Source organism: Nostoc paludosum FACHB-159 (assembly GCF_014698835.1).
In the GTDB taxonomy this organism is placed as follows: Bacteria; Cyanobacteriota; Cyanobacteriia; order Cyanobacteriales; family Nostocaceae; genus Nostoc; species Nostoc paludosum.
On the sequence record NZ_JACJTU010000005.1, the window covers coordinates 103,786 to 116,278 of the forward strand.

At 43.7% G+C, this 12,493-nt stretch carries 9 protein-coding genes; 7 read left to right on the forward strand and 2 right to left on the reverse strand.

Annotation, left to right across the window (positions count from 1 at the left end; genetic code table 11):
- The first annotated feature begins 139 nt into the window (after nucleotides 1-139).
- From trpC to aroF, 6 genes are all read left to right on the forward strand, one after another.
- On the forward strand, nucleotides 140-970 hold the full coding sequence (gene trpC / locus H6H03_RS07020) for an indole-3-glycerol phosphate synthase TrpC (protein ID WP_190954426.1): 831 nt from the start codon (nucleotides 140-142) through the stop codon (nucleotides 968-970).
- Between the two features lie 412 nt (nucleotides 971-1,382).
- Nucleotides 1,383-2,240, forward strand: a complete 858-nt coding sequence (gene trpA, locus H6H03_RS07025; RefSeq protein ID WP_190954427.1) for a tryptophan synthase subunit alpha — start codon at nucleotides 1,383-1,385, stop codon at nucleotides 2,238-2,240.
- A gap of 89 nt (nucleotides 2,241-2,329) precedes the next feature.
- A complete protein-coding gene (locus tag H6H03_RS07030) occupies nucleotides 2,330-3,580 on the forward strand; it encodes a tyrosinase family protein (protein ID WP_190954428.1) in 1,251 nt (416 codons plus the stop codon).
- Nucleotides 3,581-3,629: 49 nt separating this feature from the next.
- Nucleotides 3,630-4,859: a tryptophan synthase subunit beta gene (trpB, locus tag H6H03_RS07035; RefSeq protein ID WP_190954429.1), complete on the forward strand. Its 1,230-nt coding sequence runs from the start codon at nucleotides 3,630-3,632 to the stop codon at nucleotides 4,857-4,859.
- 130 nt (nucleotides 4,860-4,989) lie between these two features.
- Entirely contained in the window at nucleotides 4,990-6,132 is a 1,143-nt protein-coding gene (trpD, locus tag H6H03_RS07040; protein ID WP_190954430.1) for an anthranilate phosphoribosyltransferase, read from the forward strand.
- Between the two features lie 264 nt (nucleotides 6,133-6,396).
- A complete protein-coding gene (aroF, locus tag H6H03_RS07045) occupies nucleotides 6,397-7,509 on the forward strand; it encodes a 3-deoxy-7-phosphoheptulonate synthase (protein WP_190954431.1) in 1,113 nt (370 codons plus the stop codon).
- Nucleotides 7,510-7,626: 117 nt separating this feature from the next.
- Here the strand turns inward: aroF and H6H03_RS07050 are convergent, their stop codons facing one another.
- On the reverse strand, nucleotides 7,627-8,274 hold the full coding sequence (locus H6H03_RS07050) for a M23 family metallopeptidase (RefSeq protein ID WP_190954432.1): 648 nt from the start codon (nucleotides 8,272-8,274) through the stop codon (nucleotides 7,627-7,629).
- Between the two features lie 103 nt (nucleotides 8,275-8,377).
- On the opposite strand from H6H03_RS07050, the gene H6H03_RS07055 reads away from it, so the two are divergent.
- A complete protein-coding gene (locus tag H6H03_RS07055; RefSeq protein ID WP_313931804.1) occupies nucleotides 8,378-10,096 on the forward strand; it encodes a response regulator in 1,719 nt (572 codons plus the stop codon).
- A gap of 261 nt (nucleotides 10,097-10,357) precedes the next feature.
- Here H6H03_RS07055 and ilvD read toward each other — a convergent pair whose 3' ends face one another.
- The gene (gene ilvD, locus H6H03_RS07060) at nucleotides 10,358-12,043 is read right to left on the reverse strand and encodes a dihydroxy-acid dehydratase (RefSeq protein WP_190954433.1); all 1,686 of its coding nucleotides are present in this window, start codon (nucleotides 12,041-12,043) and stop codon (nucleotides 10,358-10,360) included.
- Nucleotides 12,044-12,493 lie beyond the last annotated feature (450 nt).

A 12,493-nucleotide genomic window follows, 5' to 3' on the forward strand; every position in this document is an offset into this window, starting at 1 on the left:
TTAACTCAATAAGTCCTGATTAATAGCAAATAAATCCTAACTCTTAACTCGTAACTCTTAACCCTAACTCCTAACTCCTAACTCCTAACTCCTAACTCCTAACTCCTAACTCATTCCTATTACCTACCCCATGCATTTTATGATTAACCAAGTTACCCATCCTCGCCACATTCTTGAAGAGATTGTGTTGCATAAAAAGCAAGAAGTTGCACGAATGCAGGAAGAATTTTCTTTAGCTTTTTTGGAACAACAGTTAATTGTGGCTCCGACTGTACGAAATTTCTTGAGTGCTTTGCAAGAAAATCCTAAAGTACCTAGTTTAATTGCTGAAGTCAAAAAAGCATCACCTAGCCGTGGGATTATTAGAGCAGATTTTGACCCGATCGCGATCGCTCAAGCTTACGAACGAGGCGGCGCAGCTTGTTTATCAGTCCTCACTGACCAAAAGTTCTTTCAAGGCAGTTTTGATAATCTGCGTGCTGTACGTCAGCAAGTAGCATTACCCCTACTGTGCAAGGAGTTCATCATTGACCCCTATCAAATTTATTTAGCACGGACAGCGGGCGCAGATGCAGTCTTGTTAATTGCCGCTATTTTATCAGACCAAGAACTTCAAGACTTTTTGCAAGTAATTCACGATTTGGGGATGAATGCATTAGTCGAAGTTCATACCTTAGCTGAATTGGATCGCGTGCTAAACCTTGACAACTTGCGTTTATTAGGAATTAACAATCGTAATTTAGAAGATTTTACAGTTGATTTAGGAATAACACAGCAACTTTTAACACAGCGTCAACAATATTTGCAAAGCTTAGATATTACCGTCGTCAGCGAGTCTGGACTGTATACACCTGCTGATTTATCTCTTGTCGCCGAAGCTGGTGTCCGTGCAGTTTTGGTGGGAGAGTCTTTAGTGAAACAAACCGATGTAGAACAGGCTGTGCGTAGTCTTTTAAGTGCTGAGTCTTGAGAAAATTTTAAAAAATGGAGTTTAAAGACTCGTTCACGAGTATCAAAGACTCGCTCACGAATATCAAAGACTCGCTCACGAATATCAAAGACTCGCTCACGAGTATCAAAGACTCGTTCACGAGTATCAAAGACTCGTTCACGAGTATCAAAGACTCGCTCACGAGTATCAAAGACTCGCTCACGAGTATCAAAGACTCGTTCACGAGTATCAAAGACTCGTCCACGAGTATCAAAGACTCTCCCGCGAGTATCAAAGACTCGCTCACAAGTATTAAAGACTCGCTCACGAATATCAAAGACTCGCTCACGAGTATCAAAGACTCGACAACAAGAATCTTAGCGTAAGTATCGCTAATTGCTAAGTGTTGATTATTGCAGAACTATTAACCAATCATTAAGTATATTTCAAAATGACTTCTATCTCCGCTGACTTTCAAACTTTGCGCGATCGCCAAGAGTGTGCTTTAATCCCCTTTATCACAGCGGGCGATCCTAATTTACAAACCACAGCCGAGGCTTTACGCATTTTAGACCGCAACGGTGCAGACTTCATTGAATTGGGCGTTCCCTACTCCGATCCTCTGGCAGATGGGCCTGTAATTCAAGCAGCAGCAACTCGCGCCTTGCAAAATGGCACGAAACTAGAGCAAGTATTAGACATGTTGCAAGCTGTCATTCCTAACCTAAAAGCGCCGATAATTCTATTTAGTTACTACAATCCCATTTTGCATCGGGGTATTAAGCCGTTTTTAGGAGAAATTGCCGTTGCTGGGGTGCGAGGCTTGGTAGTGCCAGACTTACCCTTAGAAGAGGCAGAAGAATTAATCCAAACTGCTGCCTTTTTTGGAATTGAAGTAATTTTACTCGTAGCTCCTACCAGTTCTCAAGATAGAATTACAGCGCTCGCTCATCAATCTCAGGGTTTCATCTACCTTGTGAGCGTTACAGGTGTTACAGGTGTACGTTCTCAACTCCAAAACCGCGTAAAGAATTTAATTACAAATTTGCGAAGCGTCACCGATAAACCAATTGGCGTTGGCTTTGGCATCTCAACACCAGAACAAGCATACCAAGTCAGAGAATGGGGAGCAGATGCAGTAATTGTTGGTAGCGCCTTTGTCAAACGGCTAGCTGAAAATTCCCCAATTCAGGGACTAGAAGCTATTGCACAACTGTGTCGAGAACTCAAAGCAGTAATTACACAAACTCAGCGCAGTTCATCTGTTGAAGGGGTGGAGTATAGCAAAATGCTGAGTGCTGAGTACTGAAATCTGCGAGGTGTAGGAGGTGGGGAAGAAATTTCCCTATCTTATCCTCTGCCCCTTTGCTCCTGTGCCTTCCTGCTTCTAGTAAGACAATGAAATCATTGCTAAAATCGGTCAAAATATTAATTTATAGCGTACTTTTAGTTAGTGCCTGTGCGCTTACAGTCTTCGCCCACGATCGCATTAGCGACGGACAATACAAATATCATTGGGATCATAATTTCCCAGGACAATACGCTCACCTAGCTGTGAGAAAGAACGTAACTGACCTGACACCAGCAGAGAAAACAGCCTTTGTCAAGGCTATCAAAACCTTAAAAACTACAATTCCCGTAGGTAGCAAGGTCAGTATTTACGACCAATTCATTGCCATACATCTAGGGGCAACACGCTTAATTCATAACCATAAAGGGCATTCCAATGGCTCCGTTCAGGAACTTGCTCATGAAAATGCCGCATTTTTCCCTTGGCATCGAGAGTATATTCGCAGATTTGAACAAGCTCTGCAAGCAGTAGACCCAAGTGTTAGTCTCCCATACTGGGATTGGACAGACCCCAAAGCACTGGATGTGATTTTTAATGATGACTTTCTTGGCTCTAATGGTCAAGGAGTAACCATCAAAATTCCAAATCAAGGGAATTTTACAGGCGGCCCTGTACAGTCTGGGGCTTTTGCTGCTGCAAATGGTTGGGTTATGAATCCAGTATTAAACATTAACCCAGATACCGAAACATCCTTAGGTACATCACTTGTACGCTTTCTTAGAGTACCTCCTGCCAGTGATTATCCTTTGCCCAAAAAAGATATTGAGCGTGTCCTTGCTCTTAATGACTATTCTCTTTTTCGCGCTGCTTTGGAAGGATTTATCTCTGTGGATGAGCAGGGTAAGGTCACCCCAGGAGGATTTATACATAATTACATTCACGGCTTAGTCGGCGGGGTGCAAATAGACGCAAGTACAACACCTGTAACCTTTAAAGGTCTGGGCACCATGAGCAATATACCAAGTTCACCCTATGACCCAGTGTTTTGGTTACACCATGCTAACGTAGACCGCCTCTGGGCTGAATGGCAAGACAACGGACATAAAGGTAGCGATTTTTATCCTGCTGATAGTCAACCTTACGGTCATAATCTCAAAGACCGAATGTGGCCTTGGGATGGCGGGATGTCTACCCCCAAAGCTACGGCGTTAGGGAATTTAGTATCCCTGTTACCAAAGTTTGACCCTGAGGATTTGGTGAGGCCTATAGACGTTTTGAATCATAGAAAACTGGGCTATACCTACGAAATTAAGGAAAATTCAACGCGAAGAAAATTTCAGCTGTGGGATAAGTTCTAAAAACTTAGAACAAAAGTAAAAATACTTGAACATCAAAGGAATTTAACCAATGGTAAGCATAAAACACATCAACACTGCAACCATACAACCAGATTTTTTAGGTAGATTTGGGAAATTCGGCGGCAAGTACGTTCCCGAAACCTTAATGCCTGCATTAAGCGAACTAGAAACTGCATTTTATCAATATCGCAACGATGCGGATTTCCAAGCCGAACTCCAAAACTTGTTGCGTGACTACGTAGGACGACCCAGCCCATTATATTTTGCTGAACGCCTCACAGCAAACTACGCTAGACCAGACGGCACGGGAGCGCAAATTTATTTAAAGCGCGAAGATTTAAATCATACAGGCGCTCACAAAATTAATAATGCATTAGCTCAAGTGTTGTTAGCCAAACGCATGGGTAAGCAACGGATTATTGCAGAGACCGGTGCAGGCCAACACGGTGTAGCAACTGCAACCGTTTGTGCGCGATTTGGTTTGGAATGTGTAATTTACATGGGCATCCACGACATGGAACGCCAAGCCCTAAATGTCTTCCGCATGAAATTAATGGGTGCAGAAGTTCGTCCAGTCGAAGCAGGTACGGGAACTCTCAAAGATGCAACCTCCGAAGCAATTCGGGATTGGGTGACGAATGTAGAAACAACTCATTACATCCTGGGTTCTGTTGCTGGCCCTCATCCTTACCCGATGATTGTGCGTGACTTTCACGCTGTAATTGGCAAAGAAACTCGCCCTCAATGCCAAGAAAAATGGGGAGGACTACCAGATATTTTACTGGCTTGTGTAGGTGGAGGTTCCAACGCCATCGGACTTTTTCACGAATTTGTGTCTGAATCTTCTGTACGCCTAATCGGAGTCGAGGCAGCAGGTGAAGGTGTAAATACAGAAAAACACGCTGCTACCTTGACAAAAGGCAAGATAGGTGTATTGCACGGTGCAATGAGCTATTTACTGCAAGATGATGACGGTCAAGTAATCGAAGCTCATTCAATAAGCGCAGGGTTAGACTATCCTGGCGTTGGCCCTGAGCATAGTTATCTCAAGGATATTGGTCGTGCCGAATATTACAGTATTACCGATAAACAAGCACTAGAAGCATTTCAAAGACTTTCGCAACTAGAAGGAATTATCCCAGCCTTAGAAACCGCTCATGCGATCGCCTATTTAGAAATCCTTTGCCCTCAGCTAACAGGCAGTCCCCGCATCGTCATCAATTGTTCCGGCAGAGGCGACAAAGATGTACAAACTGTCGCTAAAGTTCTTATTCCTTAGTCTTCTGTTCCAAAGAGTGGAGAGATGAGGAGCTAGGGGAAAAGGTTAAAGGGAAAAGGAATAAATTTAATCTTTCCCCTTACCCCTTTCCCCATACTCCATGCCCCATGCCCCATGCCCAATAACCAATATGATAGCTATAACCCAAATTCCACACGACAATATTTCCGTCGCTGCTGAATTCTACAACTGGCCGGCTTTATTACAACAATTATTAAATCGGCAATCGTTAACAGTTTCCCAAGCTGCGGATCTAATGCAGGGTTGGCTCACAGATGCCATTCCTCACGTCCTATCCGGAGCGATTTTAGCCGCGATTCAAGCTAAAGGCGTATCTGCCGATGAATTAGTCGGCATGGCTAGTGTTTTACAATCCCAAAGTCTAGGGACTGGGGACTGGGGATTAGGGACTGGGCAAGAGTTTTCCCAATCCCCAGTATCCAGTACCCAGTCCCCAGTTCCCCTAATTGACACCTGTGGAACTGGTGGAGATGGTGCTTCAACTTTTAATATTTCCACTGCTGTCGCTTTTGTTGCCGCAGCGGCGGGGGTAAAAGTTGCTAAGCATGGCAATCGTTCTGCATCTAGCAAGGCTGGTTCTGCTGATGTGTTGGAAGCTTTGGGTATAAATCTCAATGCCAGCCCAGAAAAAGTACAAGCGGCGGTGGGTGAAGTGGGAATCACGTTTTTGTTTGCTCCAGGCTGGCATCCTGCACTCAAAGCTGTTGCGACTTTGCGAAAAACTTTGAAAGTGCGGACTGTTTTTAACTTGCTCGGCCCTTTAGTAAATCCTATGCGACCGACGGGGCAAATTATTGGTGTGAATGACCCGCTTTTATTAGAGGAAATTGCTGAAGCTTTATCACAATTGGGATGTCAGCAAGCGATCGCCCTTTACGGACGCGAACGTTTAGATGAAGCTGGTTTAGCTGATGTCACTGATTTAGCCGTACTCCAAGAAAAAAAAGTACGTTCTTTAACACTCAATCCTCAAGAATTGGGTTTGAGTTTTGCACCAACTACAGCGTTGCACGGTGGAGATGTCCAAGAAAATGCCGAAATCTTGCAGGCAGTTTTGCAAGGTAAAGGCACTCAAGCGCAGCAAGATGTGGTGGCTTTAAATACAGCACTAGCGCTGCAAGTTGGTGAAGCCATTGATGGAGAAAAAGATATCCTCGCAGGATGTGTCAAAGGTATTGCCATTGCCAAAGAAATTCTGCAAAGCGGTGCTGCTTGGACAAAGTTAGAACAACTCGCAGAATTTTTGCGCTAGACAAACTTCTCTTATCTAGCCTGCCTTTGCTCATAACTTACAGTTGACACCAATTCTCTAAAATCGGGCAACACATTCAAACTCCGAAACCCAAACCATCACTAGCTTTCTTAATTACGAATTACGAATTACGAATTACGAATTGCTATTACATACAACTCTCTTGACCTGCACCTTTATTGCATCGACCTGCACCTTTGTTGTATCGAACGGTACTAGGAAAGGGGCGATCGTATTACACAAATTACATGGAAGGAAAAACAGATGATTATAGTACTTAAGAACGGTACGCCTGCTGAAGAAATTACTCGTATCAGCCAAGAACTGAGTGATACTTGGAAAGTCACAGTAGAAAAAAGCATCGGCACTCATAAAGTTGTGCTGGGGATAATTGGCGATACTTTGAGCATCGATAAATTGCAAATTCAAGAAACCAGTCCTTGGATTGAGCAAGTGCTACGAGTGCAACAACCTTTCAAGCGGGTTAGTCGGGAATTCAGAAATGGAGAAGCCAGCGAGGTTGTTGTACCCACGCCTAACGGTCGTGTCTTTTTTGGAGAACATCATCCCATCGCAGTCATCGCCGGGCCTTGTTCTGTTGAAAATGAAGCGATGATTGTGGAAACGGCAAAGCGAGTCAAAGCAGCAGGAGCAAAGTTTCTGCGTGGTGGAGCCTACAAACCCCGCACTTCACCTTATGCTTTTCAAGGTTATGGTGAAAGTGCCTTAGATTTGTTAGCAGCAGCTCGTGAAGCCACGGGTTTAGGCATTGTTACGGAACTGATGGATGCTGCGGATTTACCAGCAGTGGCGCGGGTAGCTGACATAATTCAAATTGGAGCGAGAAATATGCACAATTTCTCGTTGCTCAAAAAAGTAGGCGCTCAAGATAAGCCAGTGCTGCTCAAGCGCGGGATGTCTGCCACAATTGACGAATGGCTGATGGCGGCAGAATATATTCTGGCATCGGGAAACCCAAATGTGATTCTTTGCGAACGGGGAATTAGAACTTTTGATGGCAAATATGCCCGCAATACTTTAGATTTGTCGGTGATTCCGGTGTTGCGATCGCTCACCCATCTACCAATCATGATCGACCCCAGTCACGGTACCGGTAGATCTGAATATGTTCCACCTATGGCAATGGCAGCGATCGCTGCTGGTACAGATGCCTTAATGATTGAAGTTCACCCCAATCCTGCTAAGGCTTTATCCGATGGCCCCCAGTCTCTAACCCCTGAAAAGTTTGACCGCTTAGTTCAAGAAATGTCAGTTCTAGGCAAAGTAGTCGATCGCTGGTCTACACCTGTATTTGATAACATTGCTGAAAGCGACCTTCTGTTGGCTGGCAGAACTCTCAAAGCCGATAGACAGTAATTTTAGCCGATTTTTGGCGTTGCTGAATTTGCGTAAAATCCCATCCTCTTTTAGGGGATGGGATTTTAAATAACCAGAATCAAAAATCAATTTTTAATCTGGAACTAAGACTTTTGATTAGCGACGTACTCTTGAATTAGCTCTATTAGAGACTTTTTGCTGGGTAAACATTGCTTGCAAAACAAGCGCCGGATCTACATAGTTATTGCTATATTTTAGTCCCCAGTGGAGATGTGGCCCAGTGGTACGTCCAGTCATTCCTACCCTACCAATTCTGGCTCCAGTTGGTATTTGCTGACCTTCCGCAATGAGAATTCCACCTGCACGGTCAATGAAATAACGACGACCAGATGCAGTTTCTACGTTTCCTTCCATGTGGCAATAAGTGTGTTCCCATTCACCCGATCTAATTACGATATGAGAACCGCAAGCGTCACCAGCACCAACTTTAATTACTGTACCTACCCACCAATTACGAATATAACTACCTTGGGGAGCAGCCATATCTAAGCCGCCATGAAACTCCCAATCGGAAGCACCTGTAGCTGAGGGACGGTAACCAAAACCAGATGTGTAAGCTTGAAAGTTTTCTACAGGAAAAGAAGCTGCTTGCCAACTATTAACTCTGGCTACTTTCTTTGGCTGAACTTCTTTGGCTCTAACTATTTCTGGCTTAGGCAATAGAGTAATTAAACTTCCAAAAAAAAATCCTAATATCAACAGTCTGGCTCCAGAAAGTATTACCCTTTGTTGCCTCTTAGTCATTTTTTTGATTCCTGAATCCAACAAAATTATTGATTGTTTACTAATTTTCAGCTTCAATAATTTTAAATCATTACGCGAACGAACCAAAGTTACCGGTCCAGTTGTGTGGAATCTGCTGACGAATGCGATTAAATTTACACATTTTATAGCCTCCCTTTTAGGATCGGGAAAGTATAAATCATCAAGTGAAGTTGTTCGCCAAGGATTGCGGTTACTTCAACAACAGATATTATCAACCTCTAAGCCTGGAAAAGAAGCTAGTTCACAAGAGCAATGTCTAATAAAAGATAGGCAATTAGATCCGTTTCCTGGTTCTGGCGAGATGAGAGAACGGATACGTAATTTTGATTGGGCAAGCACATCTGTTGGCTCTATAGAAACATGGCCGCAAAGTTTGAAATCAACCATACGTACTTTGTTACGTTCGCGTTATCCGATGATTCTGCTATGGGGAGAGGATTTAATCCAAATTTATAATGACGCATACACCAGCCTGATTGGGGCGAAACATCCTCTGGCGTTGGGTCACTCCATCCGAGAAACGCAGTCAGAATCATGGGATGTAATTGGGCCAATGATTACCGAAGTAATGACAAAGGGCGTTCCCAACTGGGTAGAAGACCAGATGCTGGTAGTGAACCGAGCTGATTATAACGAGGAAGCCCACTTTAGTCTGTCTTACAGTGCCGTGGAAGATGATGAAGGCGTAATTAAAGGTATGCTTTGCGTGTGTAGCGAAGTAACCCAGCAGGTATTAGGGGAGCGCCGTTTGCGGTTGCAACGCGATTTGGCAGCAAGGGCGAGTGATACACGCAGCGTAGACACTACTTGTAAAGATATTCTGTCTACCATAGCCGAATATTCGTTATATGTGCCGTTTGCGCTGATCTACTTGGGCGAATCAGATGGTAAGACAGTACGATTATTTGGTAGCGTGCATGTGGAGGAAAGCGATCGCATTGCACCAACTACTGTCCTTGTTCAAGAATTTAAAGGTATATGGCCATTTGCACAAGTGATGGCAGGTCAAACAATTCTAGTTGAAAATCTCAATGGTCATATTACCATTGCTGGTGGGCCTTGGGGCGAAATTGTCGATCGCGCATTAGCACTGCCCATTCCCTCATCAAATATTACTGCACCCCTTGGGGTAGTGATTGTCGGCATCAGCCCTAACCGTGCCTTGGATGAAGCCTATAAATCGTTTTACGAGCTGTTAGCAGGACAGGTTTCGGTTTCGCTCCGCAATGCTGGGGCATACGAAGAGGAACGCAAAAAGGCTCAAGCTTTAGCTGAACTAGATCGGGCGAAAACAACATTTTTTAATACTGTTTCCCATGAGTTCCGCACACCTTTGACATTGATGTTAGGGCCTAATTCAAATGTTTCTCATGGTGCAGAATCAATGTCTGCAAAAGCTAAGAATCAAGTTTTACTCAACGGTTTACAAATATTAGTAGTTGATGATGAAGCTGATGGGCGCGACCTTGTTAGTTTTATCTTGCAGCAACATGGTGCTTTAATGATTCAAGCAGCATCATTAGCCCAGGCATGGTCAGTGCTAGAGCGGAAAATGCCACACATACTCATTTCAGACCTGGGAATGCCAGAAGAAGATGGTTACAGCTTTATTCGCCAAATTAGGGCATTACCAGTAGATAAAGGTGGAAGAATACCAGCGATCGCTCTTTCTGCTTATGCTAAAGAAGAAGACCGAAGACAAGCGCTACTTACGGGTTTTCAAATGTACTTATCCAAACCATTCGATCCAGATGAATTATTAATAATGGTTGCGAGTTTGGCTGGTATATTTCAGCATTGACTTTTTAAGCTAATATACAGCAGAATTCAGAAGTCAGAATTCAGAATTATAATAGGCTCTGTACCTAACTACTAGACCTAAATAGTGTACTCAATCGACTTGAAATTTGCTGTAAATCCCGACTGCGATCCGTTAGACATCTCCGAAAAAGAATGTAGAGACGTAGCAGTGCTACGTCTCTAGAAGGGTTGTGGTTAAAGCATATTTAATTTGTGGAGATGTCTATTTCTTCAAACGACACGAACCAAGTGTTCTGAGAATTCACGTTAAATCTAAGTCTGTAACAGCACCAACGCTGCTAGAGGAAACTAACTTAGCATATTTCGCTAAAATCCCTTTTGTATAACGAGGTGGACGGGGTTGCCATTTGGCGCGGCGACTGGCTAATTCTGCATCGTCTATGTTGATTTGTAACAAGCGAGAATTAGCATCAATGGTAATACTATCGCCTTCTTCCACCAGAGCGATCGCACCACCAACGGCGGCTTCGGGAGCAACGTGTCCGACTACCATCCCGTAAGTTCCACCAGAAAAGCGTCCATCGGTAATTAACGCGACTGCATTGCCTAAACCCGCACCAATAATTGCTGAGGTGGGTGCTAGCATTTCCCGCATACCAGGGCCGCCTTTAGGCCCTTCATAACGGACGATAATTACATCATCGGCTTTAATCTTACCTGCAAGGATGGCATCTAAGCATTCTTCCTCAGAATCAAATACCCGTGCAGAACCAGTAATACTGGGATTTTTAACTCCGGTAATTTTTGCTACTGCTCCCTCTGGAGCGAGATTTCCTTTGAGGATGGCTAAGTGTCCTTGAGCATACATTGGGTGATTCCAAGGACGAATTACATCTTGATTGCTTGGCGGTTCATCGGGGACATCTGCTAAAAGTTCGGCGATGGTTTTACCTGTGATGGTGATACAGTCACCGTGAAGTAATCCATGCACCAATAGCATTTTCATCACTTGGGGAATACCGCCAGCTTGATGTAAATCTGTGGCGACATATCTACCGCTGGGTTTTAAATCGCATAAAACAGGGACACGATCGCGGATAGTTTCAAAATCATCTAAATTAAGTTCTACACCAGCTGCATGAGCGATCGCCAGGAAATGTAACACGGCGTTAGTTGAACCACCCACAGCCATAATTACAGAAATCGCGTTTTCTATAGATTTGCGCGTGATAATTTGTCGGGGTAACAGTTGATTGCGAATTGCTTCTACTAAAACCTTCGCTGATTCTTCGGTGCTATCGGCTTTTTCGTCATCTTCCGTCGCCATTGTGGAAGAATAGGGTAAACTCATGCCCATCGCTTCAAAGGCCGAAGACATAGTATTTGCTGTGTACATTCCACCGCAAGAACCAGCACCAGGACAAGCGCGGCGTTCTACTTCCATCAGTTCGGTGTCGTCAATTTTGCCAGCACTGTATTCACCCACAGCCTCAAAGGAACTCACAATAGTTAAGTCGCGGCCGTTGTAGTGTCCTGGTTTAATTGTCCCACCGTAAACAAAAATAGCCGGGATATTCATTCGTGCGATCGCAATCATCGCTCCTGGCATATTTTTATCACAGCCACCGATGGCAATGACACCATCCATATTTTGACCATTGCAGACGGTTTCAATGGAGTCAGCAATTACTTCTCGTGACACTAGGGAATATTTCATCCCCTCAGTTCCCATAGAAATCCCATCACTAATAGTAATTGTGCCGAACATTTGCGGCATTGCCCCAGCTAGTTTAATTCCCGCTTCAGCTCTTTGTGCTAGTTGATTAATCCCCATGTTACAGGGAGTGATGGTGCTGTAAGCATTAGCCACACCCACAATTGCTTTGTTAAAATCTTCATCCCGAAAACCTACTCCACGGAGCATAGCGCGATTTGGCGATCGCTGCACCCCTTGTGTGACAACTTTACTTCTAAAATTCTCTGACATTGCTTTGACCTCAATCGAATCCCTGTACGAGCATCATAGGTAGACTTTTTTAAGATGTCCAATATATATTTATTTAAATTTGAGACTTATAAAATATCAAAAATCTGGAACCATGAGAGAATAGGCAATAGGAAATAGTAAACTCTAACTCTGCCCGAATAATTGGATACAGAGGAAGTAATTTTAATTATGTAGAACATTAGATATTTGAAACGAGGTGGCTTGCAGTAATGTTTTAATACGCCCTTTTTAAAATCCTTTAATTCCCTATTCCCTATTGGGCGTTGCTGATTGAAAATATGAATTTGTCTCACGCAAAGTCGCAAAGGCGCAAAGGTACAAAGAAAAGGAAAGGTAATTTTGGCATTTCATATTCTGATTCAGCAACGCCCCCTATTGCCTATTGCCTCATAATTAATCATCTCTGCAAAAGTATTTAGCATATCAGAA

Bases quoted from the DNA above. Each gene is read 5' to 3' on its own strand.
- trpC (WP_190954426.1), top strand. From the start codon at position 140: ATGATTAACCAAGTTACCCATCCTCGCCACATTCTTGAAGAGATTGTG.
- trpA (WP_190954427.1), top strand. From the start codon at position 1,383: ATGACTTCTATCTCCGCTGACTTTCAAACTTTGCGCGATCGCCAAGAG.
- H6H03_RS07030 (WP_190954428.1), top strand. From the start codon at position 2,330: ATGAAATCATTGCTAAAATCGGTCAAAATATTAATTTATAGCGTACTT.
- trpB (WP_190954429.1), top strand. From the start codon at position 3,630: ATGGTAAGCATAAAACACATCAACACTGCAACCATACAACCAGATTTT.
- trpD (WP_190954430.1), top strand. From the start codon at position 4,990: ATGATAGCTATAACCCAAATTCCACACGACAATATTTCCGTCGCTGCT.
- aroF (WP_190954431.1), top strand. From the start codon at position 6,397: ATGATTATAGTACTTAAGAACGGTACGCCTGCTGAAGAAATTACTCGT.
- H6H03_RS07050 (WP_190954432.1), bottom strand. From the start codon at position 8,274: ATGACTAAGAGGCAACAAAGGGTAATACTTTCTGGAGCCAGACTGTTG.
- ilvD (WP_190954433.1), bottom strand. From the start codon at position 12,043: ATGTCAGAGAATTTTAGAAGTAAAGTTGTCACACAAGGGGTGCAGCGA.